Source organism: Sphingobacterium lactis, from assembly GCF_011046555.1.
In the GTDB taxonomy this organism is placed as follows: Bacteria; Bacteroidota; Bacteroidia; order Sphingobacteriales; family Sphingobacteriaceae; genus Sphingobacterium; species Sphingobacterium lactis.
In genome coordinates, this window is sequence record NZ_CP049246.1 from 2024490 (window position 1) to 2051043 (window position 26554).

The 26554-nt window shown below is 43.2% G+C and carries 22 protein-coding genes; 12 read left to right on the forward strand and 10 right to left on the reverse strand.

All coding sequences use genetic code 11. The features are described 5' to 3' along the window. Genes G6N79_RS08770 through G6N79_RS08780 form a run of 3 tightly spaced genes read right to left on the reverse strand, consistent with a single transcriptional unit; the run spans nt 1 to nt 1971 of the window. Nucleotides 1-852: a DUF3298 and DUF4163 domain-containing protein gene (locus G6N79_RS08770; RefSeq protein WP_103907901.1), complete on the reverse strand. Its 852-nt coding sequence runs from the start codon at nt 850-852 to the stop codon at nt 1-3. Next, nucleotides 833-1282, reverse strand: coding sequence for a GNAT family N-acetyltransferase (locus G6N79_RS08775; protein ID WP_200818854.1), 450 nt, complete (start codon nt 1280-1282; stop codon nt 833-835). Before G6N79_RS08775 ends, G6N79_RS08770 begins: the two co-directional genes overlap by 20 nt. Next, a complete protein-coding gene (locus G6N79_RS08780; protein WP_103907903.1) occupies nt 1282-1971 on the reverse strand; it encodes a YggS family pyridoxal phosphate-dependent enzyme in 690 nt (229 codons plus the stop codon). The genes G6N79_RS08775 and G6N79_RS08780 overlap by 1 nt, the downstream gene beginning before the upstream one ends. 105 nt (nt 1972-2076) lie before the next feature. Here G6N79_RS08780 and G6N79_RS08785 point away from each other — a divergent pair, with 105 nt between their 5' ends. The 3 genes from G6N79_RS08785 to G6N79_RS08795 all read left to right on the forward strand — a co-directional run bounded on the left by G6N79_RS08785 (nt 2077) and on the right by G6N79_RS08795 (nt 9449). After that, on the forward strand, nt 2077-2754 hold the full coding sequence (locus G6N79_RS08785; protein WP_164527208.1) for a DUF4296 domain-containing protein: 678 nt from the start codon (nt 2077-2079) through the stop codon (nt 2752-2754). A gap of 15 nt (nt 2755-2769) precedes the next feature. Next, complete coding sequence (locus G6N79_RS08790; protein ID WP_103907905.1) at nt 2770-5148, forward strand: endonuclease MutS2; 2379 nt, start codon at nt 2770-2772, stop codon at nt 5146-5148. A gap of 995 nt (nt 5149-6143) precedes the next feature. Then, nucleotides 6144-9449, forward strand: coding sequence for a TonB-dependent receptor (locus G6N79_RS08795; RefSeq protein ID WP_103907906.1), 3306 nt, complete (start codon nt 6144-6146; stop codon nt 9447-9449). A gap of 115 nt (nt 9450-9564) precedes the next feature. Here G6N79_RS08795 and G6N79_RS08800 read toward each other — a convergent pair whose 3' ends face one another. Then, nucleotides 9565-10269 carry an LOG family protein gene (locus tag G6N79_RS08800; RefSeq protein WP_103907907.1) on the reverse strand — a complete coding sequence of 235 codons (705 nt, stop codon included), beginning with the start codon at nt 10267-10269 and terminating at the stop codon, nt 9565-9567. A gap of 211 nt (nt 10270-10480) precedes the next feature. Here G6N79_RS08800 and G6N79_RS08805 point away from each other — a divergent pair, with 211 nt between their 5' ends. Together G6N79_RS08805 and recR are read left to right on the forward strand one after the other, a co-directional pair. Continuing rightward, nucleotides 10481-11758: a Gfo/Idh/MocA family protein gene (locus G6N79_RS08805; RefSeq protein ID WP_103907908.1), complete on the forward strand. Its 1278-nt coding sequence runs from the start codon at nt 10481-10483 to the stop codon at nt 11756-11758. A gap of 97 nt (nt 11759-11855) precedes the next feature. After that, entirely contained in the window at nt 11856-12470 is a 615-nt protein-coding gene (recR, locus tag G6N79_RS08810; protein WP_103907909.1) for a recombination mediator RecR, read from the forward strand. Here the strand turns inward: recR and G6N79_RS08815 are convergent. The 6 genes from G6N79_RS08815 to G6N79_RS08840 form a co-directional block, all read right to left on the reverse strand. Continuing rightward, nucleotides 12463-13686 (reverse strand): MFS transporter, encoded by a 1224-nt coding sequence (locus G6N79_RS08815; RefSeq protein WP_103907910.1) that lies wholly within the window; start codon nt 13684-13686, stop codon nt 12463-12465. The genes recR and G6N79_RS08815 overlap by 8 nt on opposite strands. A 38-nt stretch (nt 13687-13724) precedes the next feature. Beyond that, nucleotides 13725-14681, reverse strand: coding sequence for a metallophosphoesterase (locus G6N79_RS08820; protein ID WP_103907911.1), 957 nt, complete (start codon nt 14679-14681; stop codon nt 13725-13727). Further along, entirely contained in the window at nt 14656-15420 is a 765-nt protein-coding gene (locus G6N79_RS08825; protein ID WP_234993285.1) for a 5'-nucleotidase C-terminal domain-containing protein, read from the reverse strand. The genes G6N79_RS08820 and G6N79_RS08825 overlap by 26 nt, the downstream gene beginning before the upstream one ends. Nucleotides 15421-15526: 106 nt before the next feature. Next, nucleotides 15527-16762, reverse strand: coding sequence for an ROK family protein (locus tag G6N79_RS08830; RefSeq protein ID WP_103907912.1), 1236 nt, complete (start codon nt 16760-16762; stop codon nt 15527-15529). Between the two features lie 278 nt (nt 16763-17040). Beyond that, nucleotides 17041-18300: a PQQ-dependent sugar dehydrogenase gene (locus G6N79_RS08835; protein WP_103907913.1), complete on the reverse strand. Its 1260-nt coding sequence runs from the start codon at nt 18298-18300 to the stop codon at nt 17041-17043. A 36-nt stretch (nt 18301-18336) separates the two neighbouring features. Continuing rightward, nucleotides 18337-18903: a YqgE/AlgH family protein gene (locus G6N79_RS08840; RefSeq protein ID WP_103907914.1), complete on the reverse strand. Its 567-nt coding sequence runs from the start codon at nt 18901-18903 to the stop codon at nt 18337-18339. A 130-nt stretch (nt 18904-19033) separates the two neighbouring features. Between G6N79_RS08840 and pdxH the strand changes: the two genes are divergently transcribed. The 7 genes from pdxH (at nt 19034) to G6N79_RS08875 (ending at nt 26552) form a co-directional block, all read left to right on the forward strand. After that, complete coding sequence (gene pdxH, locus G6N79_RS08845) at nt 19034-19687, forward strand: pyridoxamine 5'-phosphate oxidase (RefSeq protein WP_103907915.1); 654 nt, start codon at nt 19034-19036, stop codon at nt 19685-19687. A 1-nt stretch (nt 19688) separates the two neighbouring features. Next, a complete protein-coding gene (locus tag G6N79_RS08850; RefSeq protein WP_103907916.1) occupies nt 19689-20180 on the forward strand; it encodes an NADH-quinone oxidoreductase subunit C in 492 nt (163 codons plus the stop codon). 5 nt (nt 20181-20185) lie between these two features. Beyond that, nucleotides 20186-21379, forward strand: coding sequence for an NADH-quinone oxidoreductase subunit D (locus tag G6N79_RS08855; protein ID WP_103907917.1), 1194 nt, complete (start codon nt 20186-20188; stop codon nt 21377-21379). 239 nt (nt 21380-21618) lie between these two features. Beyond that, nucleotides 21619-22893 (forward strand): phage integrase SAM-like domain-containing protein, encoded by a 1275-nt coding sequence (locus G6N79_RS08860; protein WP_103908022.1) that lies wholly within the window; start codon nt 21619-21621, stop codon nt 22891-22893. 241 nt (nt 22894-23134) lie between these two features. Next, the gene (locus tag G6N79_RS08865) at nt 23135-23683 is read left to right on the forward strand and encodes a terminase small subunit (RefSeq protein ID WP_206517943.1); all 549 of its coding nucleotides are present in this window, start codon (nt 23135-23137) and stop codon (nt 23681-23683) included. Next, nucleotides 23680-24993 carry a phage terminase large subunit gene (locus G6N79_RS08870; RefSeq protein WP_103908021.1) on the forward strand — a complete coding sequence of 438 codons (1314 nt, stop codon included), beginning with the start codon at nt 23680-23682 and terminating at the stop codon, nt 24991-24993. Before G6N79_RS08865 ends, G6N79_RS08870 begins: the two co-directional genes overlap by 4 nt. A gap of 173 nt (nt 24994-25166) precedes the next feature. Then, nucleotides 25167-26552, forward strand: coding sequence for a phage portal protein (locus G6N79_RS08875; protein WP_103908019.1), 1386 nt, complete (start codon nt 25167-25169; stop codon nt 26550-26552). Nucleotides 26553-26554: the final 2 nt, after the last annotated feature.

A 26554-nucleotide genomic window follows, 5' to 3' on the forward strand; every position in this document is an offset into this window, starting at 1 on the left:
CTATTGAATTGAGGTAAAATACTTTTTAATTTCGTTTATATAATTCTTGCCTGTTTGGGTCATACAGTCCATTACCGCTTCGTATGGAATTTGGAGTGTGGTAGTACCCGCAGCGTAGGGTTTGATCTCGTATGGATTGTAGTGAAATACAATGCTATCCTTGGTAATCCCGTAGTTCGCAGCTAGTGTGAAAATGCCATCCTCAAAGAAATAATCCTTCTCCAGGTCGGTCGTGTCGGTCAAGCCCTCATCTTCACGAAAGAATTTCTCTGCAATTTTAGTAAATTCTTTCATCTTATTCTCAGAAATAAATGTATTCAGTGGTAATTTCCGGTAATTTTTAAGGTCATAAACGTTCCACAGCTCAAATGAATTGCCATGCGCACCACCCGAGAAGTCATAAGTAAAGTTCTTCAAGAGCATAATCTCCGGGGTATAGGTCCCTACGGAAACCTCAGTAACCTTAAACCAGGCCAACGGCACATTGATGTCGTTTTCCTCTACAAAATTCCCATATCCCTCCAAAAAATTGCCCATATAAGTGGCAATATCAGGCTCTCCATCAAATAAAATGTTCTCCTGAACGAGTTTGTTCATGTTACTGTCCTGAAAAACAGGATAGGTTACTTTCACGTAGGACGTGTCAATCTTGCCCTCATGCTCGGTGAAATACGGACTGAATTCCTGGAGCGTGGTGTCCCGATAGACAATCGTATCCTGACCGGGTTCTCTGTGCACCATTTGCTTGCTCGCGCCATCGGTTTTGTTGCTCTGGCAGGAGGCAAGAAGGGCAAGCGCTAAAAAAGTAGTTCCTAAGGGTTTGATAAGTGTATTAAAAGTTAATGTTAACATTTAGCCATTCGTTTTCAAAGTTCGTGTTATATTTTTTATAAAAGCGGATAGCAGGCTCATTCCAGTCCAAAACCTGCCACATCATCCCCGAATAACCTTTTTCCTTAGCAAAAGCAATGGTATGGTCCAACAGCACTTTGCCGTAGCCCTTGCCGCGCATTTCTTCGGTTACAATGATGTCCTCTAAATATAAACGTCGTCCTTTCCATGTTGAGTATCGAATATAGAAAAGAGATAGGCCAACAATCTGCCCGTCATGTATCCCCACGAACGCTTCCCAAACCGGATGTTCACCAAATCCCGCTTCAATGACCTCCTCCATAGTAACCGTGACCTGCTCAGGGGCTTTCTCATACAATGCCAACTCCCGCACAAGCTCCATGATGCGCGGGCAGTCTTCCACAACTGCTTTTCTAATCGATAAACTCATTATTGTGCTTTATAATGTTTGATAACTCTTTTTCCAAAAATAGTACTGCCCAAACGAACCATATTGCTGCCTTGTTCGATCGCCAATTGGTAATCCGAAGACATGCCCATCGATAGAATGTTAAAAGAATCCTCCTTCCTAAAGTAGGTGGTCTTGATGCCGTCGAAAAGCATTTTTAACTCGTAAAACTCTTCCTTAACGATTTTCTGGTTTTCTGTATTGCTCGCAATACCCATCAAACCGCGAATACGAATGTTCTTCAGTGCGGCAAATTCCTCACTGCGCAACAATTCGATAACTTCTGCATGGTCCAGCCCGAACTTCGTGTCCTCATCAGCAATAAAGATTTGCAATAGACAGTCAATGGTACGGTCATGCTTCAAAGCCTGCTTATTGATTTCCTGTAGAACCTTCAGGGAATCTACAGAATGGATTAGCGTGATGAAGGAAGCAATATACTTTACCTTATTGGTCTGCAGATGCCCAACCAAGTGCCATTGGATGTCCTTTGGAAGTTCCTCATATTTCGCAACCAACTCTTGAACTTGGTTTTCACCGAACACGCGTTGCCCGGCTGAATAGGCCTCCAGGATATCCGTGTTGGGCTTCGTCTTGGAAATGGCAACCAGCTCGACGCCAATAGGCTGAAGTTCCTGCTGTAATGCTGATATATTAGATGCTATACTCATGTTGAATTGGGTTCAATTGATGAATTTAAGAAAGCTATGTGCAAGCTTTTACGTAAATTTGTGCAAATTTACAAAATGCATCGATTAATACTTGTTTTAATACCGTTGTTTTTTATCACAATCGCCTGTAAAAAGCAGGCTCCGGAAGGCATTCTCCCAAAGGAGGAGTTTGTCGAATTGATGTCGGAGGTGCATATTCTGGACGGTTACTTAACGAATATCAATGCCGACAGTGCCAAAAAGGTAATCGACCCCCTGTATGCAGAGGTGTTTGGCAAATTCGGATTGGATTCGGCATCTTTCAGCAGGAACGTGAATTATTACTATGGTGATCCACGCCTGACACTGGAAACCTACGATCAGTTGATTAAGAACTTGGAAGGCAAGGATCGCGAATTCTATAGACAGGATTCGATCAAGAGCAAAGTCTACCAGGATAGCGTAGGCCGTTTATCGAGGCTCCAGACGCAGGCTATAAACCTGCAGCAGATGATTGGCAATGCAAAAAGCGATTCACTGAAAATGAGTATCGCCGAATATACACGCAGAATGTACGCTCCATCAGGATTGGTGTCCCTATGGGAAAAAAACCTATACCGCATGGGCGATTCCGCCGTGCCTGGAGCGCCAACATCCATCAGTGTACCGACACCGGTACTTCCGGAACCGGAAAAACTAGTGCCGCTAGAAGAGCCTAAGCTCGTACCATTGGGCGATACGCCGAGCGTCACGATGCCAGATATCCGACGGATACCAAAAGAACAGATTAGAAGCAGGCATTGATTTAGATTTTAAAGAATGATTTATCCACAGAATGCAGTAGAAAAGTTAGGGTTTGCGGAGATAAAGGAATTAATTAAGGTCAAATGCTTAAGTGAGGCAGGGAAGGAAATGGTCGCAAAGATTCAGCCGCAGACAAAGCTGGACCTCATCGATCGATACCTGCGCCAAGCAAAGGAATTTAGAGATCTATTAGTACATGATTCACCATTGCCAGTGGATCATTTTTATCCTATAAAATCCATTATCGAAAAGGCAAAAGTAGAAGGATCCTTTCTCCTGGAGGAAGAGTTCCATCGGATTCTTTTGTCGCTAAGGACCGTATATGCGGTCATTCGGTATTTCAATGAACGCGAACAGCAATACCCGAACCTGGAATTGCTGTTTGAGCATCTTCCGATTGAGAAGAATATCCTCAGAAGCATCGAACAGATCATCGATGATCGCGGGAAAATCAAGGAAAATGCCTCCAGATTGTTGATGGAGATTACCCAGCAGATTTCGAAAGCGGAACAGGAAGCACGAAAACGCCTGGATACCGTTTTTAAACAGGCCCAGAAGAATGGCTGGACCGCCGATGGCAATCTTACCATTCGAGATGGCCGTCTATGTATACCGATCCTGGCCGAAAACAAGCGTAAAGTAAAGGGATTGATCCACGATGAATCCGCAACGGGGCAAACAGCGTACATCGAACCGGAAGAGGTGTTCCACCTGAACAATAAGGTGAGGGACCTGGAATTCGAACGTCGCAGGGAAATAGTACGGATCTTAACACAGCTTACAACTGAATTGCGCCCACATGTGCCCCTGTTGTTTTCGTACCATAGCTTGTTGACCAAGCTGGATTTCGTTCGTGCAAAAGCCTTGTTCGCCCTGGATATTGATGGTGAAATGCCGGAGATTTCCAAGGAAGCAGAAGTAAACCTGCTCCAGGCCAAGCATCCTTTGCTCTACCTCAGTTCCAAACAGGAAGGCCACCATGCTGTGGTGCCGCTGAACCTGAAAATTGACAATACCGATAGGATCTTGCTGGTTTCTGGACCGAACGCAGGTGGAAAATCTGTCTGTATGAAGACCGTTGGACTCCTGCAGTTGATGTTCCAATCCGGATTGTTAATCCCTTGTGAACCCGAGTCCAAATTGGGCGTCTTCAAACAAGTATTCGCTGATATCGGTGATGACCAATCCATCGATAGTGACCTGAGTACGTACAGTGCACACCTGTCCAAAATGAAATATTTTACCCAATTCTCGAATGGACGAACCATGGTGCTGATCGATGAATTCGGAACGGGAACGGATCCACTTTTCGGTGGGCCCATTGCAGAAGCCGTGTTGGAGGTGCTGAATAAGAAACAGATCCGTGGCGTCATCACGACGCACTATTCCAACCTGAAGGTCTTTGCCAGCAATACCGAAGGTATAGAAAACGCATCCATGCTGTTTGACAATCAAGCCATGAAACCCCTTTATATCCTGCAAGTAGGTAAACCGGGAAGTTCCTATGCTTTCGAGATTGCGCAAAATATTGGCTTGCCGAAGGAAGTGCTCCATTTGGCCAAACAGAAGATCGGTGTGCAGCAGAAAAAAGTGGATACCCTCTTGGTGGACCTGGAGCGTGAGAAAAAAGAAGTGTACGACACGAAAGTAGCGATCAACTTAAGGGAAAAGGAGATCTTGGCAAAACAATCGGAATTGAATGAACTGCAATCCTTCCTGGAAGAGAACAAGCGCCAACTGATGCGCGATGCAAAGGAGGAAGCGAAACAGATTATCAAGGACGCGAACAAGCTCGTTGAAAATACCATTGCCGGTATCAAATCGAGCCAAGCCGACAAGGAGGAGACCCGCAAGTTGCGCGCTGGCCTGCAGCAGGCAACAGATAAACTCAAGGAAAAACAACCGAAGGTGCACCGACCGGAACCACAGCCACAAGCCGAAAATGAAAGCATTGAGGTAGGAGACTGGGTGCGGATCGTCGAAACCGGAAACGAAGCGCAGGTCATCGAATTGGCCAAGAATAACCTCATCCTAGCACTGGGAGATTTGCGAACTGTTGTGAAGCGCAACAAGGTTGAGAAATTGCGTGGAAAGGAAAAAGCCAAGGCTACTAAACGCAGCCGTTCCGTTTCGTCCGAGAGTGTTGCTGACTTCAGCCCTGAAATCGATGTCCGCGGCATGCGAACAGAAGATGCACTCCAGAAGATCGAACAGGTGCTCGATCGCGCCGTAATGATCGGCTACCCGTCCCTTAAAATTGTGCACGGTAAAGGCGATGGTATCCTGCGTAAATTTATACGTGATTATCTCCGGAAGTATAACCATGTCAGCCGGTTCGAGGATGAACATGCTGACCGGGGAGGAGATGGTATTACCTATGCCTATATAGACTAAAAGAGCCTAAAAAGAACATTTTATTGTAAAAAGCTAAGAATCAGTTGTTTGACTGTATTTCTTAGCTTTTTTTATGTGCTGAAATTTTTGGTGACTTTGAAGAAAATTGATTAGATGTACGATACAATGTGTGGTTTAATAAGGTGGCGGGATAAAATGGCAAATGTCCCAAAGCAGTGGAGTGATGAGTACACTTGCCGGGACCTTGTCTGAGGTGAGAGCGTGGTAAGAGCGTACTGAGAGCGTGGTGAGAGCGTGGCTATAGCACGACTGCACCTCGATCGCACTCCGCACGCACCTCGGACGGAACTCAGACAAGGTCCAATGTATGTTAAAGTGGGATTGTTGGTTGGATAGCAAAAATGAAATTAAAAAGATTTGCTGCCGTTCACTGAAAAAATCGCAAAGCGACTGCGTGTGTACTTTAGCGGAATGGAAAGGATCTAACAAGAAATTTACGGATTTACGAAACCAGGGATAAACTGATTCAGAGTAAGGGTTGGTGGTTATAACTGTCTAACTATAAGTGTTTTAATTAGAATATTTGCAGTTCTGACAGATTTATTTTTTAAGGATTCCCATTTTCAGCCGACTATCCCAATTGCAATGTTTGCAAAGGCAACTCATTACTAGACCATTTGTAAAACAGTACGTTGGTGAGTTTACAATTCCTTAATGGTTTACGACCTGCAATCGAGGGGAGAAGGATTCGATTTACATTAAAATCACATCTTTATACTGCTTTGAGAAAAAACTTTTCCACATTTTGATAAATGTTAAAATTTGTTAAAACATCAATGTTTTGGGTGTTTCATTGCTAAAATTTCAATTGATATGGATTGGTTGTTGCAAAAGTATTGAGGTTTTCAAATCGCATTTACTCGAATGGGTCAAAGAAATACAAATTAATGGTTGTGAGTATATTAAGTTTATGTTAAGCATTGAGGAAAGTCAATCTGACTTTTTACTTTTGCAGTGAATTAATAACAAACCATATGAAGAAATCTTTACTTTTCTTTGCTTTGGTACTTGCGAGCTACGGAACTATCCAAGCGCAGGTTACCACAAGTAGTATGACTGGTGTTGTGACACAATCCAATGGGTCTATCACATCAGGAGCTACAATTAAAGCCACCCACACTCCATCTGGAACTGTCTATTCAGCTTCAGCAAATGAGTCTGGTCGTTTTAACCTTGCCAACATGCGTGTTGGTGGACCGTACCGTATCGAGATCACGTACGTAGGTCAGGACCCTGTTGTTTATGAAGATGTTTATTTGCAATTAGGTCAGCCATTTGTTTTAAATCCTGTTTTCGGGGAAGCTTCAACAACTATCGATGAAGTAACGGTAGTAGGTAGAAGAAATACCAATGCAAATAAAACAGGTGCCTCTACGAACGTTGGTTTAAAGCAGATTCAGGAACTACCACAAATCAGTAGATCCATTACCGAATTTACCAGATTGACACCTCAAGCAAGTGGAAATTCATTTGGTGGTAGAGATGCTAGATTCAATAACCTTCAAATTGATGGTGCGAACTTCAATAATGGATTCGGATTAAGCTCAAGTGCTTTACCTGGAGGAAGCGCACAACCTATCTCTTTAGATGCAATCGAAGAGATTTCAGTGAATATTGCCCCATTTGATGTTACGCAATCTGGTTTCACAGGAGCTGGTATTAATGCGGTAACTAAATCTGGTTCTAATGAGTTCCATGGATCGGTTTATGGCTTTTATAACAATGCTCATTTAAATGGTGTAAAAATCAATAAAAAGAACATTGAGTTCGTTGATGCTACTAAGCAAAACTATGGTTTGACATTAGGTGGACCTATCATTAAGGATAAATTGTTTTTCTTTGTGAGTGCAGAGCGTGAAGTAGCGACAGGAGCAAATGCTCCAGGGGCTAACTTATGGAGACCATCTGAATTTGGTGTGGCAGACGTTGCAAATAACATTTCTAGAGTTCGGGAGTCTGATCTTGTAGCAGTAAAGAAACACTTAATAAATCAATTTGGCTACGATCCAGGAGAATATCAAGGATATGCTGATGATGCAAAACAATTTGGAAATAAGATTTTAGCTCGTATTGATTGGAATATTAACGATAAACATAAGGCTGCTTTCCGCTATAATGAGTTAAGAGGTGAGTCCATGAACGTTGCAAACGGATCTTCTGGTCCTCAACCAAGATCTTCTTGGAACCGTGTGAGTGAAAACGCAATGACCTTCCAAAATGGTAATTATGGTTTTGAAAACATTGTTAGATCATTCACGGCTGAGTTAAACTCTAATTTTAATTCACAATTATCAAACAAGTTCTTGTTTACATACTCCAAGATACAAGATAAGAGAACTACTCCAAGTAAACAGTTATTCCCATTTGTGGATATTTGGGACGGAACTTCGGGCGGAGGTAACTATATCAGTTTTGGTACCGAATTATTTTCATACTTAAATGATGTAGTGAATGACAACTTTTCATTTACAAATAATTTAACGTATAACACAGGTATTCACTCCTTCACCGGAGGTTTAGCTTTTGAAGTTCAAAAGTTTGGAAACTCTTATACGAGAATGGGAACGGGATATTACCGTTATGCTTCCGTGGAAGATTTCTTGAAAACTGGAACTCCAAACGAAGTAGCGCCAATTATGTTCGGATTAACTTATCCATACCAAAATATGGATACTTATGCTCGTATTAATTTTGGACTAGCTTCTGCATATGTTCAAGATAAAATTTCCTTTAACGATCGATTGAACGTTACTGTGGGTTTAAGAGCTGAGTTACCAATTTATATGAATGATCTGACTCCAAACCCTTCAATTGATGCATTAAAATTATTGAATCCAGAGGGTCAGGAAACAACTTATAATTCTGGATTATGGCCTAAATCTAAACTTTTGGTCTCTCCAAGATTAGGATTCAACTATGATGTGTTCGGGGATAGATCCTTAACACTTCGTGGTGGTACTGGTATCTTCACTGGACGTGTTCCATTTGTATGGTTAACAAACATGCCAACAAATGCTGGTGTTCTTCAAAATACTGTTGAACCAGGTGGTTATGATCAAGTGGCTGGATGGATAGGAAATGTTAGATTCCACCCTGAAGACATCTACTACCATTTGAACAATGTTCCTGCCGGAGCAGAAAATGTATTTATTAAAACTCCTAAAGAGGGAGCTCCTTCATCCTTTGCTTTGGTTGATAGAGAATTTAAAATGCCTTCTGTTTGGAGATCAAGTATTGGTGCTGACTATAAAATCCCGAATTCCCCAGTAACTTTGACAACAGATATCCTTTATACTAGAGACGTAAATGGTATCTTCCAATTTGGTGCGAATAGAAAAGCAACATCAGAGAAAATGAACTATGCTGGTGTTGATAGAGATTTCTATCCAAATTCAGCTTCTTACCAATACAATACAGCTATTGGAGCTAACAACGCGACAGTGTTAACAAATACAGATACTAAGGGGTATGCCTTCTCCGCTACTTTTGGTGCTTCAGTTGCTCCTTGGAATGGTTTATCTGGTTCCATTTTCTATACATATTCAGAAGCTAAAGAAGTATCAGCAAATGCTGGATCAAGTGCTGGTTCTGCATGGGCAGGATCACCTGTTGTCAACACACCTAACCAAGATTTCTTGAGTATTTCAGATTTTGCTGTACCACACAGAGTTTTAGCTAATATTTCATACTCAATTCAAAATTCTACAATTGGAATTTATTACAATGGATCACACCAAGGAAGATTCTCGTATTATCATAGTTTCGACTTAAATGGTGATGGTATTTCTAATGATCTATTATACCTTCCTAAAAATACAGCAGATATGAAATTTGCTGATATTAAGAATAATGATGGCGAGGTCGTATTTACAACAGCAGATCAAATCAAAGCATTTGATGAGTTCGTTGAAAGTAACGGGTTATCATCCTATAGAGGTCAGATACTTCCTAGAAATGAATTTTTGATGCCGTGGTTAAATAGATTTGATATTCGTTTCACTCAAAATATCTTAAATAGCATTGCAACAAAAGGCGATAAGTTACAATTTACAGTAGATGTAATCAATGTAGGTAACCTATTCAATTCTGATTGGGGAGTACAAGATCAAATCCTTACAAACGGACGTGCTATTTTAGGACGTGTTGGAAGAAATGCAGTAGCAGATCCTACTTTCCAGATGTTACAAGATAATGGGCAATTAGTTACTTCTCCATTTAGAGCTGCAAGTACAACTTCTACTACTTGGAGTGCAATGATTGGATTAAGATATTCTTTCTAATATCTAGATAGAAATCCTATTATATTCGAACCCCTCAGCTTTGCTGAGGGGTTCTTTTTTGCATAAAAAAACCGTCGAAATCTTTTCGACGGCTGTATTGCTAATTTTATTGCGTTTAAAAATTCGGTTTCAATAGGTACTTATCGTAGAACCTAAAGATATGTTCTGCAGCTTCCTCCGCCGTATCGACCATCCGGTAGAGGTTTAGATCCTCCTCAGAGATATACCTGTTTCCGAGCATGGTATTCTTGATCCAATCGAAGAGTCCGTTCCAATATTCGGAGCCCACCAGGACGATAGGGAACCTGGCGATCTTTCCGGTTTGGATCAGCGTGATGGCCTCAAAAAGCTCATCCATGGTGCCGAATCCGCCGGGCATAACGATATATCCCTGCGAGTATTTCATAAACATAACCTTACGCACGAAGAAATAATTGAATTCCAATAATTTATCGCGGTCGATGTATTTGTTGTGGAACTGTTCAAAGGGGAGTTCGATGTTCAATCCTACGGATTTACCGCCGGCATTGTAAGCGCCTTTATTTGCTGCTTCCATAATGCCCGGTCCACCGCCGGATATTACACCGTACCCACGGTCGGCCAGCAGGCGCGCAATCTCTACCGTAAGCTGATAGTATTTATGTTCATCGGGTGTTCTTGCAGACCCGAAAATGGATACACAGGGACCAATCTTGGCCAGTTTCTCAAATCCATCCACGAATTCTGACATGATCTTGAAAATCTGCCAGGAGTCCTTCACTTTTATTTCCTGCCAAGTTTTATTGGCGAATGAATTTCTGATTTTGTCGTCTTTTACCATATGGTGATCACTAAATTAATATAGGCCCTAAGCGAATAACTTGCTTCGGGTGGATGTAAGATAAGATTTTATATTAATATTTTCTAAACAGGAGCAGCAGTTTTTAAGTACCGAGATTATTTAAAAATTTTAAGGAAAAATTGGTTTTGTGTTTACTTTTTTTTAGCTTAGATAGCATAAACCTATTCACAACTTTTCAAAATAAACCTTTATGAACAGAAGAGACTTTATTGGCAAGACAGCACTCGGTGCAGCTGCTATAACGATTTTGCCCCGCCATGTATTGGGTGGAAACGGCTTTTTGGCCCCTAGTGATCGGATCAACCTCGGCTATATAGGCGTAGGGAAGCAGGTTCCTGTGTTGCTACATGGCCTGATGGGCGTACCGGAGACCATGGTCATTGCCGCAGCTGATGTAAACAGTCAGAAATTAAGCCATTTCATCGGCGAAGCCAACAAATTGAACGCCAAGAAAAGTGGGCATGAGGTACAGGGGTATGGGGATTATCGGGAACTTCTGGGGAGAAAGGATATTGATGCGGTTGTGATTGCCTCTCCGGACCATTGGCATGCCATGCATGTGGTGGACGCAGCCAAGGCTGGGAAAGATATCTATTGCGAGAAACCTTTGGCCCTGACCATAGATGAAGGCCGTGCCATGGTGGATGCTGTGCGTAAATATAAGCGCGTCCTGCAGACAGGAAGTATGCAGCGTTCGCAACATTATTTTAGGCAGGCTGCTGACCTGATCCGCAACGGATATATCGGAGACATCAAGGAAGTGAATGTATCGATCGGAGAGCCTGTACGGGAATGTGATTTACCTTCTTTACCGACACCGGCACATATCGATTGGGATTCGTGGATTGGACCGTCACTGTACCGTGGATTCAGCCCGGTGCTCAGCCCGGAATTGAACAGTAAGGAATGGGCGTTGTGGCGCCTGTATCATGGTTTCGGAGGTGGATATATTACCGACTGGGGTGCACATATGTTCGATATCGTCCAATGGGCATTGGATATGGATAGCTCAGGCCCGGTTTCCTTTACTCCTCCGGATGTGCCAAACGCGAAGGAAGGTCTTTACTTCACTTATAAGAATGGCGTTAAAGTCAACCATAAATCATGGGGTAGTTTCAATGCCATCCAATTCCTAGGAACAGAAGGCAAGATCGAAGTGGCTCGGGAATTCCTGCGTTCGGACAAGGCAAATCTACCGGAGATGAAGATTGCCGAGAAGGACCGCAAGGTATATTATTCGGAAAATCATTACAAGGACTTTACAGATGCCATCAAGAAGCGCTCTAAGCCTATCTGTGATGTAGAGGTCGGTCACCGTACTGCAACGGTTTGTAATGCGGTAAATATCGCTTACCAATTGCAGAAGCCTATCAAATGGGATCCGCGGAAGGAGCAGTTCGATAATCCATTTGCCAATAACCTGAAGGGTAGACCGTATCGCGGCAAGTGGAATTACCTTGATTTTTAGATTCGCAATACTTTAGATTTGTTTCATAATCCGATGCGCCTGCAGTCTTCGTGACTTGGGCGCATTTTTTTGGTCAATATTTTCGTAATTTTGAAACATGAACTTTTCATCTAAGCTTTTGGAACATGCGGTTGAGGAATTTGGTAAACTGCCCGGGGTCGGAAAGAAGACGGCGTTGCGGTTGGTATTGCACTTATTGAAGCAATCGGATGCAGAGGTTGGTCGTTTTACGCAGTCCATAGACAAGCTCAAACAGGAGATTAAATATTGCAAGACCTGTTTCAATATCTCGGATATGGAACAATGTGAGATCTGTGCGTCCGTAAAGCGGGACCATGGATTGATCTGTGTGGTGGAGGATACGCGCGATGTCATGGCGATCGAAAATACCAATCAGTTCAATGGCGTATACCATGTGCTTGGCGGGTTGATCTCACCGATGGAAGGGGTAGGGCCTGCAGACCTGAAGATCGAAGGGTTGATCGACCGTGTGAAGACAGGAAACGTGCAGGAGATCATATTGGCCCTCAGTGCGACCATGGAAGGGGATACCACCATTTTCTACCTCTATAGAAAACTGAAGGAATTCGATGTGCAGATTTCCACAATTGCCCGCGGTATATCCTTTGGTGGGGAATTGGAATATGTAGATGAAATTACACTGGGACGTTCCATTGCTACCCGTGTACCTTACGAAAGAAACGTTAGCTAGGCTCGCGGTCCATTTTTGTAATGATCCAATAAAAACCGATACTGCAGAGACCCATCAATATGGCCGTAATAGTCCATAGGGTCGTATACCCGTAATGTTCTGCTGTGTATGTTCCCAAGTAAGGAGAGAAAATATTTGCGGCAGCAAAGGCCAATGAGTTAAAGCCCATATAGGCTCCTTGGTTGCTCCGGCTGGCACGTCCAATGGCCACCGTAGCCGTAAAGGGAAGGGTCAACATTTCTCCGGTGGACAGGAAGAACATCGCCAAGAACAGCCACGCAATTCCAAAATCAACAGTCAGCATCAGGTAGGAGAATGCGGCAATCGCCGTTCCCCACAGCATAATCTGCCGAACGGAGAATCGATGCTCCACCACATGCACCAGCACCATTTCGAAGAGCACAATGACAAATCCACTGAACCCAAGCAAAAGTCCGATCTGATCCGCATGAAGACCATGAATCTCTTTATAGAAGAGGGGTAGGGTACTTAATAACTGGAAGAATGCCATGGAAAACAAACAGCACAGGATATTGAACACAATGAATTTCCCGTCGGCATACGCATTCCGGACAGGCTTATCTTTGTCTTCTTCCGCAGATATATTGATCTGATTGACTTCTGTACGTGCTTTTCGGTTCCTGAAGAAAAGGATGAAGACGATCAAGGCCGATGCCGCAGCAATGGCATTGCCGTAGAAAATCCAATCATAGGAAAATTTAGCAAGGAATCCACCCAGGGCAGGGCCGATGGAAAAACCAAGGTTTACGGCCATGCGGTTCAGGGAATATGCCTTGGTAATGTTCTCCGGCTTGGCATAGCGTGCAACGGAAACCGAGTTGGCAGGCCGGAAAATATCAGCGACAACCGAAAGGGTGAAGATCATCGTTGCTAGCCCTTCAAAGGTCCTGAATTGTGGCAATATCAGGAACAACGGGATCACCATGGCCAGACTGAAGGCCTGAACCTTAAAGCTGCCGAACTTATCCGTCAATAGTCCACCCAGCCAGGAACCACAAACGGAACCCAGACCAAAGCATCCCAGAACGATACCGATCTGAGGCTTGCTGAAGTTCAGCTCCGACGACATATAAATCCCCAAAAAAGGAATCACCATGGACCCTGCACGGTTGATCAACATGACCAAGGCCAGCAACCAAGCAGCAGGGGATAAGCCCTTATAGGAATTTAAATAGAGTCGGATTAATGCTTTCAAATTGTCGTTCTAAATTTCGTTTATGATTCAAATAGCTATTAGGCCAATCTGTTGTCCAAGGTAGCATCAATGCTATAGGTTTGGGCAACGGTGCGTTTTGTACCTTTCTTACGGTCCAGGATAAAATCGATCCTTCCCAAATTGACACCTGATCTTCCGGTCTGATTGACAAGGGTGATCTGATTATCCAGATTACGGACTTCCGTAGGTTTATCCAAGAAGGTGTGGGTATGTCCACCGATGATCAGGTCAATATACCTTGAGTTTTTAGCAAGAACAAGATCGGAGACCTTATCCGTATCATACTGGTATCCGATATGGGAAAGGCAGATGATAAGGTCGCACTTTAACTTATGCTTTAACAGCTGGGTGTATTTTTCGGCTACTTGAATCGGATCCGATATCTTGACACCGGTATAGCTGTTCGGGTCAACAAGACCGTTCAGATCAACACCGACCCCAAAAACACCGATTTTAACACCATCCCGCACGAAGGTAACATAATCTTTGGTTCTTCCTTCCATTACGGTGCCCGTAAAATCATAGTTGGAGGTCACGAACGGAAAGTTCGCTTTATCGAAATGCTTCAATAGTCCGTTCAAACCGTTGTCGAACTCATGGTTCCCGAAAGTTCCTGCATCGTATCCCAATTTCGACATCAGTTCCAATTCGATCTGTCCGTCAAAAACATTGAAATAGGGCGTGCCCTGGAACATATCTCCGGCATCGAACAGCAGGACGTTGGGTTCCTCGGACCTGATCTTATTGATCAGAGTACTTCTTCTCGCTACACCACCCAGACCTTGCAATCGCGTACCGTCCATAGGGAAGGGTTCAACGCGGCTATGCACATCGTTGGTGTGCAGGATCGTAATCTTTACTTCTTTTGATCTGCTGTATCCTACAGCTGGAAGTGATCCAAGGGCGGCGGTAGCACCGATGGCCATTAAACCCTTGATAAAGCCTCTTCTATTGTATGATTTTAACTCTTCCATCTAATTTTCCTGCTACTTGTTTACCGTTTGCTGTTAACTCTTGTACATACGTGATCAAGGCTTCCCGAACCCGTTCTGGTGATGTGAAGCGCTTCACAGGGCTGTTCAGACCACGAACCAGATCACCACCGTTGGCAATGAAATCGTAAGTCACTAATTTATATGTGCGGTTGGGGTCAATTTCCTGACCTTCAATGGTAAAATTAATTCGTTTTTTATCCTTAATCGTTATCTGCGCATTGCCGATGGGCTGTCCGTTCGTTTCTGCGATAAAATCAGCAAGCACAAGAACATCGCTGCCCTTCAATTCCAGGATCGTGATGTAATTTTCAAAGGGCATGAGTTCGAAAATGGAACCTACCGTCACATCGCCCTGTTTGAGGCTGGCCCGAATGCCATCTTTTGTAGCCATCGAAAATGAAACTTCGGGATCTATCTTGCGGCCAATGGCCAACAACGCATCGACAAAGAAATTACTCAGGTTCGATTCCGGAAGACTCCTGTTCTGCGGCATGCTTTCCGGGGCATAGCCCAGTACCTCGTTCATTTTATCTTCCAGTTGATGCTTGAAAGGGAGGATATAGTTGCTGATCGTCGTATCCTCTGCTATCTGGCTGTCGATGGCCAACATTTGTTTATTGGATACCGTAGTTTGGTAATAGGAGGATTTGCAAGAGCTTGTCAGCATGAGGGCAACCATCCAGAAAAGAAGGTTGTACTTCGTGAACCGTGTACGCATAGTCATGAAATTATACGCAAAGGTATTAAGATTGCCGTGAATACGAAAAGATTTACACTTGAATTCGGGAATCAATCGCAAAGATTAATATCAGGGTAACGATTTGTTAATTCATTTCAAGTCTGTCCTCAAAATACCGATCGATAAAGCACCGAACCAAGCCGAACAATTGTCCTTGTGGACCCAACTTCGAGATCTCTATCGTGCAGTTGTGGGCGATTTTCTGCATAGAGAATGTCTGGATCTGCTGTTGGATGGGGGTGGTCATGAGGGAAGCAGCTTCCGCGAAGCAGCCGGTCAGCACAATGGTTTCGGGGTTGAATATCTGGATGAATATGGAAATGGCACGGCCTACACGGCTCCCCAGTTCGGATATCAGCTGGATGGCGTATTGATCACCATCGAGAGCCGCATTGACGATGTGTTCCGGACGCAGTTCATTGTTCTTGAATTTGGAGACGATCATGGTCGGCATGCCATCCGCAATGTCGGCCTTCGCCCGATTTACCAAGGCCAATCCAGAGGCGATGGTTTCTAGGCATCCGCGCTTACCGCAATAACAGAGCTCGCCCTCCGCGCCCAAGCTGATGTGACCCATTTCGCCGGCAAAACCACTTTTACCAAGCGCCATTTCCCCTTTCGCGAGAATACCCAAGGAGATGCCCCAATCCAAGCGGATGATCAAGCTGTCCTTGGCGCCCTTCAGATGGCCATAATAACGTTCCGAAATACTGGCCACCTTCGCATCATTGACTATCCGGGCTGGCTTTTTCAGGACCTTCTCAATGAAGGATTCCAACTGGAACCCTGTTTCATAGAAATAGGTGTAATTTTCGCCGGTATACCAATCGATCAAACCGGGCATGGAGATGGCAATCCCAGAGATCTGCTCAAAGGGGATGGGATCGGTCTCAAAGTGTTTGTGCACCAGGTCGATCAAGTTGCTGAGGCCATCGAGGTTCGTCGTGAGCGAGAACTCATAAGCCCTGCTTTCGGATAGGGCATTGCAATTGTTGTCCATTACCGTGAGGATAGCAGAGACCTTGTTGAGCTCGATGGTCAATATCTTAAACAGGCCACCATTGAGTTGATAAAGGTTGGGCTTCCTGCCTCCGAAGGACACGCCCCGCTCAGCCTGAACGATATATTTCTGTTCCAGGAGATCGATCATCAAGGAATTGATCGTTGGGAAACTGAGATCCATCTTGGCCATCAGGTCATTGACCGTAGCCTTTTCCATTTCGTATATGGTCTTTAACAGCAGAAACTTTTTCTTCGCCACCTTGGCTGCCTTATATGTTTTTACCTGAGTAAAATTGAATAAATCTTCTACAAAATTCATGGTTGTGGTTATTGGTATGCCAATCAGGCATTGCTTGGCTAATGTTTATGAATAAATTTAAACTAATATATAAAAATATTAATTATAATACGGAATATTAATCAAAATTTTACTGTAAAAATTAAAAATAGCAGCAGGGATTAGCCTCAATTACTTCTGTTTTAAAAGAATAATAGCAATTGATCCGTCTATGCGAAAAATGGACTAAGGGAGCGAAACGAATAAAAAAGGGGCCGTCCAACGGACAGCCCCTATATTCATATGGTTAAATACGTGTGTTATTTTTTGTCGATCTTGTACAATTTACCACCGTCGGTAATGGTATAGATCGCGCCAGATTTGCTCTGGATGATGTCGCGGAAGCGTTCGCCTTTATCTGCCAAGATGCGTTCTTCTCCGACCACCTTATTGTTGTCTATAACCAATCTGGCAATGTGCGTACTGCTCAATCCCGTAATAAATAGGTTGTTGTTCCATTCAGGAACATTGGATCCTGTGTAGAAGATCATGCCACTAGGAGACAATACGGGATCCCAGTAATAAACCGGTTGCTCCAAACCCTCTTTTTGTTGGATTGGTGGCGTGCCGATGGCTGGACCAGCATATTCAATACCGTAGGTAATGGTCGGCCAACCGTAGTTTTTACCCGGCTGTACCAAGTTGATTTCGTCACCACCGCGCGGTCCGAATTCTGAGTTCCATAGATCACCTGTAACCGGGTTGAAGGCCAAGCCTTGTGTGTTCCGGTGGCCATAGCTATAGATTTCAGGTTTTGCGTCGGAACGGCCCTCGAATGGATTGCCGGCAACAGCCTTACCATCCTTCGTGATGCGCAAGATCTTACCCAATGCAGAGTTTAGATCTTGTGCCTGTGGACGTGTCTCCAAGTCGGAGCGTTCCCCTGTGGATACGAATAAGTTTCCGGATTTATCGAACAGGATACGTCCGCCATAGTGTAATTTTCCGTTATACGTAGGTAGTGCCTGATAGATTACTGTAGCCCCTTCAATGGATTTCTCATCTTCGGAAAGTTTACCCTTTGCCACAGCGGTGTGGTTGCCACCCTTGACAGGCTCCGCAAATACCCAATATACCATTCTGTTGCTAGCGAAATCAGGATCTAGGGTGATGCCGAGCATACCTCCCTGTCCCTGTGGGTCAGCTTTTGGAACACCTGAAAGTGGTTCGCTGATGGCTTTTGTAGCCGGGTCAACGATTTTCATGGATCCCTCGCGTTCCGTGATCAGGAATTTGCCGTTCGGCAATTCGGTGATTCCCCAAGGTGCTTTCAGCCCCTCAACCACTACGGTGCCCTCGTAGGCCGTATTGGTCTTTACGCCAGCAATACGGGTTTGCCCCTCAAATGCTGGCTTGTAGTCTGTATTTGCTTTATTTTTTTCTACTGGAGGTAATTTAGTCGTGTCCTGCACAGTTCCGGTCGTGTCCTTTGGATCATGCCCATTGGAATTGGCTCCCGAACACGATGCAAATGCAGTCGCCGCAGCTAAAAATAAGGCATTCGAAAAATGTTTCTTCATGTTAGTGATTGTTTTTATGTTATTAGTTGATGTCTGTTAATTAAACTCCGGACGTTTCGGAAAGTTTGCCACATGTGCATATTTCGGTCCCATGCTGATCAATGCTTCCTTCCAGAGGTCCTCACCGTCGGTAATAAAGGCAAGGTCAATATTAAAGGAGTTGTGCACCGCCCAGGAATTCTGCTTGATCTCCTGATCGAGCTGACCAGGGCTCCATCCGGAATAACCTAAGAATAGCTTTGCCTCATCGGGGTGGATCTTCTTCTTCTGGATCAAGAGCTTGAGCGTATCGAAGTCGCCGCCCCAATACAGGTCATCCACGATATGGGTTCCACTCTGCAGTTTATCAAAAGCCTTGTGAACGAAGAATAATGCATTGCCTTCCACAGGTCCACCAAAATAGAGGGGGATATCCGTGTTCTCCACATCCTCCAGGACATCGGAGAGGTAGAGTACCGATCGGTGGTTCAGGATAAGGCCTACCGTACCTTCACTATCATTGTGTTCACAGAGGAGAATGACAGAGCGTTCGAAATTCTGATCCAGCATAAACGGTTCAGAAAGTAGTAGGCTGCCGCGTTTGGGTATATACTCATTGAACATAGTAGATGGGATGTGTTTAACCAAAAATACGTATTCTACATGTTAATTCCACTGTAAAATAGCAATAATTTTCCGTTCCCATTCCATTAAAAATGAAGATTATGTTAAGTTTGTAGGAAATAAATCAGCTATGGCCATTGAACACAAAGAAATAGCAGCGATCCGTGAAGACTACGCCAAGAGCAGTCTGAGCGAATCCGATGTATTGAAAACGCCCATTGAACAATTCAGTAAATGGTTCGATGAAGCGCTGAATTCCGCAGTCATAGAGCCTACCGCGATGGTGCTTTCCTCGGTGAATGAACAGGGGAAACCTTCCTCACGTGTGGTCCTGATGAAGGACATCAAAGCGACGGGCATCAGTTTCTTCACCAACTACAACAGTAGGAAAGGACAGGAGATCATACAGCAGCCATTTGTGTCGGCATTATTTTTCTGGCCGGAGCTGCAGCGACAGGTTCGTTTCGAGGCTGAGGTGGAGAAATTGCCGAAATCCGATTCCGATGAATATTTCGCATCCCGTCCGCGAGGCAGCCAGATCGGTGCAATTGCTTCACCGCAATCGGCCGTGATCGAAAATAGGTTGGCATTGGAAAATAGGGTCGCCGAAGTCGAAGCCGAAATGGAAGGACAGGATACGATTCCTCGCCCGGAATTCTGGGGAGGATTCCTGCTAAAGCCTTACCGTGTGGAATTCTGGCAGGGCCGCAGCAGCCGCCTGCATGATCGGATCGTTTACCTCTACGAACAGGAAGAATGGCAGATTAACCGTTTAGCACCGTAACATGATCGAAAAAATAAACCAGGATCTGCTGAAGCATGTGCATCCCGATGCCGTAGAATCGGTACAGGAAATCGGATTGCAATCTGCACTCTATATCCATCCGGAATACCTTGTTGCAGTATGTACCTATTTGCGTGATACAGAAGGTCATTATTATGATTTTCTATCCAATATAACCGCGGTGGATTTCTTTCCTGCGGACTATTTTGAGGTGATCTATCACCTGAGTTCCATCCCGTATCAGACCCAATTGACCCTGAAGGTAAAACTCCCTGCAGGACGGTCGTTGGACGCACTCCCTGAAGTGCCTTCGGTATCTTCCGTGTGGCGAACTGCCGATTGGCATGAGCGCGAGGCGTATGACCTGATGGGCATATTCTTTACTGACCACCCCGATCTGCGACGTATCCTGATGCCTGAGGACTGGGAAGGGTTTCCATTACGGAAAGACTACCAAGATCCTGAAACTTATCACAATATCCCTGTAAAATAACAAACATGAACGAACGTTACGCCGAAGCAAACAAGCGATACCAGGAAAGGATACAATCGGTTTCTTCACAGGAAATGGTGATCAATATGGGGCCGCAGCATCCCTCTACGCACGGTGTCCTGCGGTTGGAATTGATTACCGATGGGGAGATCGTTAGGGAGATTATCCCACACCTGGGCTATCTGCACCGTTGTTTCGACAAGCATGCCGAGTCCATGAATTACGGGAAATCCATACCGTTTACAGATCGTTTGGATTACCTCGCCTCTATGAACAACAGCCATGCTTTCGTGATGGGCGTGGAGCGTATGCTGGGCATACAGGACAAATTGCCTAAACGTATCGAATACATCCGGGTGTTGGTCTGTGAGCTGAACAGGATTGCATCTCACCTGATCGCCATCGGAACCTATGGGATTGACATCGGCGCTTTCACGCCATTTATGTGGTGCTTCCGCGATCGAGAGCATATCATGAACATGCTGGAATGGGCTTCCGGCTCCCGCATGCTTTACAACTATATCTGGGTAGGCGGGCTTTTCTATGATCTGCCCGTAAACTTCGAGGAGCGCTGTGCCGAATTTGTCGCCTATTTCAAACCCAAATTGATGGAATTGGACGACCTGCTCTCCAATAACCAGATCTTTATCCAACGTACTGCCAATATCGGTGCCTTGCCTGCAGATGTCGCTATCAATTACGGCTGCTCAGGACCGATGCTACGTGCATCCGGGGTAAAATGGGACCTGCGTCGTATTGATGCTTATTCGGTATATCCGGAACTCGACTTTGAAATCCCGGTCGGAAAAGGGGAAATGGGCTCCTTAGGCGATTGTTGGGACCGCTACAAGGTTCGCGTGGATGAAGTGAAGGAATCGGTTAAGATTATCGAGCAGTGTTTGGAACGATTGGTAAGTGATTTTAAGCGGACACCCGATTTTGACCCGCGTGGTTTGGTGCCCAAGAAAGTGAATCTAAAACCACAGGACTATTATGTCCGTGCAGAAAATCCTAAAGGTGAACTAGGCTTTTATTTCTCGACCGTAGAAAAATCAGATATCCCTAGACGTGTAAAGGCCAGAGGACCAAGCTTTAATAACCTATCGGTCTTGCCGGAGCTCGGTAAAGGGGTGCTGATAGCTGACCTGATTGCTATATTGGGTTCCATCGATATTGTGCTTGGTGAAGTCGATAGATAAAATAAACGTGCATAAAAGCGCAAATTATTTTAGGAGATATGCTTTTTTTAATTATATTTGCTATCTCATAATTTAAGTTTATAATTGGTTAATAGAAATGGGTTGGAAAATGTTGCCAGACAGAAGTAAAACCCATTTTTCCGCTAAATAAAGTAGATTTTGTGTATCTGTTCAACAAACACCCTTAGTGAAATAAGGGCAAAAAATCACAAGTTTTTACCGATATTTTACCGGAATTTATGGCAACAATAAAACCGATTGTCCGAATGGACCACAAAAGAACAGATGGGACCTGGAGAGTTTCATACCGCCTTTATCATGGCAAAATCCTGCATATTCCCACAACTCACTACGTTGGATCAGAAAGTATCAATAAGGATACGGAGGAAATTAAAGAGGAATTCATAACGAATTACATCTCCGAAGAGATTCGTACTTTACGGAAAAAAATAAGTCAACTTGGGAGGAAGATCGACCTGATGACCTGTGAGAAATTAAGGGAATACCTTGTTGAAACTGACAAAACAATGGATTTCTTTAAGTTTTCGACCCTTTACCTGGGTAAAATTGTCGACAAAAAGAGCGATAGTTCCAAGGTAACATACAAAGCTGTGATCAATAACCTTAAACTATACCACAGATCAGAGGTGCTTTCTCCCTTAGATATCACGGAGCATTTTGTTGCCGAGTTTGAATATTTCCTATTGTATGAAAAGAGCAAGCCTGTCAAGCCATCGACCATTAACATCTACATCCAATTATTCAAGAAGATGTTCAAGGAGATGAAGAAGAAATTCAACAACGCTGCGATCGGTGATATAAAGATACCGCATGATCCATTTGAAAGCTGGGAGAGACTAAAGAAGGGCAGAGTAAGGAGCAAAGACCTTAATCTGGAAATTATACGGAAGATAAGGGATATGGATACCAAGATCAACAAAACGGACAAAGCCATAGGCAGAGATTGCTTCATGCTCATATTCATGATGCTTGGCATGAACCTAAAGGACATTTGGGATAACATATTGAAGATTACACCGGAATCGACCAGGCTTGATTACAATCGATCCAAAACCCAAGGCAGGAGGGTAGACGAAGCGTTTATAAGTGTTTCGATACCTAATGAAGCAAGGCCATACATAAAGCGGATACAGGACTTCCTGATAAGAAAGAAGTACAAGAATTACAATTCGTTCTATCATGCCGTAAAATGTAAGTTGGTGGTTATTGGGGGTGAATTAGGGATAGATAGTTTGGGTACTTATCATGCAAGGCACTCTTTCTCCAACATTGCGGTTAACGATCTCGGGGTAGACTATTATCACATGTCATTAGCATTAAACCATATCGATGGCTTGAATAATTCAACCAGGCATTACATCAAGCCCAATTGGACATTCATAGATAATGTTCAGAATAAGGTCATTAATTACCTATATCAAGATCAAGAGATCCAAAATAAGGTTAAAACTAACATTTTGAGTAATATTTTATTAAATCCTTTGAAATACTAAAATAATTAGTATATTCGTAGTGTTGAATCAGGTACATAATTTCTAGTTTTTTTTGCAGGACATATATTTTATACAACCGGGGCTGTAGTGATACATCCCTATCTTTTAAAGAAATTCATATTTTTCATATTTAGGTTTATAATTGGTTAGTTGAAATCCTTACATCTCCCAGGTGTAGGGATTTTTCTTTTTGCTATCATTTTTAGTATTTGTTTGGTAGCTAAATATTTTTAGCTTAGTTTTGTTATTATTTTTAGCAAATTTTAGCAAAGTGGCATTGACCGATAAACAACAACGATTCGTAGAGGAGTACATGGTAGATTTAAACGCTACCCAGGCCGCTATTCGTGCCGGTTATAGTCAAAATACTGCTCATTCAATAGGAGCTGAAAACCTTATAAAACCTGAAATCCAAGAAGCTATACAGAAACGCAAACAGGAGCTGTCAGATCAAACAGGTATAACAGCAGAGCGAGTGCTTAAAGAATATGCTAAGATCGCCTTTAGTGACATTAGAGAACTTTATACCCCTGACAATAATCTTTACGATATAAGACAATTGGATGATGAAACTGCAGGAGCGGTGATGTCGGTTGAAGTCGATGTAATGAGTGTGCAGGGAATGCCTGTAGGCGAAACTAAGAAAGTGAAGCTTTATAACAAGCTTACTGCATTGGAAGCCTTAGGAAAACATATTGGTTTGTTCGAAAAGGACAACAAACAGAAACAGGCGGAGGTACAGAACATTATCAATCTGGGAAGTGGTGTTAAGCCAAAGGAGGATGAATGATAAGGCTTTTACCAAAGCAGGAGAATGCGGTTTACTACCTCAACGATAAAGTTACGAATGAGGTCTTATATGGCGGTGCGGCAGGAGGTGGTAAATCGGCATTCGGATGTATGTGGCTTATACAGAATTGTCAAAAGTACCCTAAGTCACGATGGCTTATGGGGCGTTCTAAGCTAAAGACATTAAAGGAAACAACCTTAAATACGTTCTTTGATATCTGCGCACAATTGGGCGTTTCTGATCAGTTTCATTACAATCAACAGTCCGGAGTAATTACGCACCTTAACGGATCGGAGATAATTCTTAAGGACTTATTCCTGTATCCGTCGGATCCAAACTTTGATAGTTTAGGATCACTGGAGATAACCGGTGCTTTTATCGACGAATGCAATCAGATTGTTTTTAAGGCATGGCAGATCGTTAAATCACGTATTCGATATAAGCTAAAGGAATTCGGCCTAATACCCAAAATGCTAGGTAGCTGTAACCCTGCTAAAAATTGGACTTATTCTCAATTCTACCATCCATTCAGAAAGAAGGAATTAAAGCCATACAGGAAGTTTATTCAAGCGCTGCCAACGGATAACCCACACTTACCGGAAAGTTACTTAGAATCGCTTAGACAGCTTGACGAAAACAGTAAGCAAAGGCTTTACTATGGAAACTGGGAGTATGACGACGATCCGGCAGCATTGATAGATTTTAGAAAGCTACAGGACATCTTTACAAATGATTTCGCTCATGGTGGTTTGATGTATATAACTGCTGATATAGCGAGGTATGGAAGGGATAAGACTGTTATAGGTGTATGGTGTGGTTATAGGTTGATTAAAATAGTGGAATTTGGCAAAAACAGCATCACCGAAGCTGCCGATAAAATCAAAGAACTTGCTAAGGAATATGAAGTTCCTTTGTCGCATATAATTGTTGATGACGATGGTGTGGGTGGTGGAGTAGTCGACATTTTAAAATGTGAGGGTTTTGTTAACAATTCTCGACCGCTTGATAATCCAGAAACAATGGAGCAAGAAAATTACATGAACCTCAAGAGCCAAATGTACTATGCCTTAGCAAAATGCATCAATGAATCTAAAATATGGATTGATATTTCCGACGGAGGAATCCAGGATATAATTGTTCAGGAGTTAGAGCAAGTCAAGCAACATAACATGGATAAGGATGGTAAAAAGCAAGTATTACCAAAAGAAGTAGTAAAAGAACTGTTGGGTAGATCACCTGACTACGCAGATATGATAATGATGAGAATGTGGTTTGAGTATAGATTTAAATTCGAGTTTTATGTTCGATAAAGATAAAGTGATAGTATTTGGATTAAGACTGTTGCTCATGGCTTTGGTTAGTTATGGGCTTCATTCGTTTGTATTGGTCGATCTAAACGTATTTGATTGGTCTATCCTTGCTAGAATAACCTATTTAACCCTAACAGCAGTATTTATGGTATTAATCAATTTAAAGCAATCAAATGGCTAGTTTCGGGCAATACGTCAATAAGGCATTAGGTTTCAATCCCCAAAAGAGGGAATACGAGAACCAGTTAAATGCTATCCTATACGGTAACCTTATCAACTTCAAGGATGTGGTTTTCTACAACTACTGTAGGGAGGACTTTATCCTAAAAGGGTACAAATCCAATGCAGAGGTCTATTCCATCGTTAAGAAGATCGTGGATAAGCTTTCATTCGCTCCATTGTACCTATACGAGGAAAAGGAAGATAATAAAAGCTTAAGGTACAAAAGCTGTAAGAAGTCGGTGGATAAGGTTGAACACGCTAAATACAACATCTATCGAACTAAGGCACTCGATTTTGTCAATGACAACAACAACTTTTCAAAGCTGATCGAGCAACCAAACGAGCATCAGTCATGGAATGAGCTTATTGAACTGTTCCGCATATTCTACTTTGTACAGGGTGAAGCGTTCCTATATAGGGAAACGGCAGACGATAGCGATATCGCATTATCTATCCATGTATGTCCGGCTAACCTTATGGAGCCGGTATTCGGAGGAACGATAAACGATCCTATCACAGGTTGGAAGCTTAATCTATTGAACGGTCAGATACGAAAATTGGATGCGAAGGACGTTTTTCAATTGAAGATGGCAAATCCCGAATTTGATTCTATGGGTAGCCAACTTAGGGGAATGTCACCACTACAGGCAGGACAAAAGTATCTCCAGTTAGATGATACGGCAGTAAAGGCTTGGTTAAACAGTACGGTCAACGAGGGGGCAAAGGGATTGATCAGTCCTAACCATGCAGATCCTAAGTTATGGCTTACACCTAATCAGGTTGATAGCTTACAGAACAGCATCGAGGAAAAGATACATGGTGCGGAGAACAAAAACAAGATCGTTGCATCGGCTATGCCTATCCAATATACTGCCATCGGATTAAGCCCACAGGCATTGGCAATCGTTGATGGTCTTAAGTACTCCAATGTAAAGCTATGTGATTTATGGGGTGTTCCTCCGGTACTGTTCGATCCTAACCCTACCTATCAGAACATGAAGGAAGCAAAGGAAAGATTCGTTAACGAGGTTATCATTCCATATCTGAATAAAGAAGAAGAAGGACTTAACAGATGGCTTACAGAGCCTTTCAAACGTGCTGATAAGAAGAACTATGTATTGGATTATGACACGAGCGTTTACGATGAATTGAAGCTTGATTTAGAGGAAAGGAGAGCATTGAGTGAAATCTTATCCATCAATGAAATGCGAGTACTGGAAGGATGGGAAGAGATTGAGGACAGCGATGCAGCCAATCAGGTATTCATTGCATCGGGTAAAGTTCCTTTGAATGAATTTGATATGGGATTAACATTAAATGATGATTTAAATAAATAGAT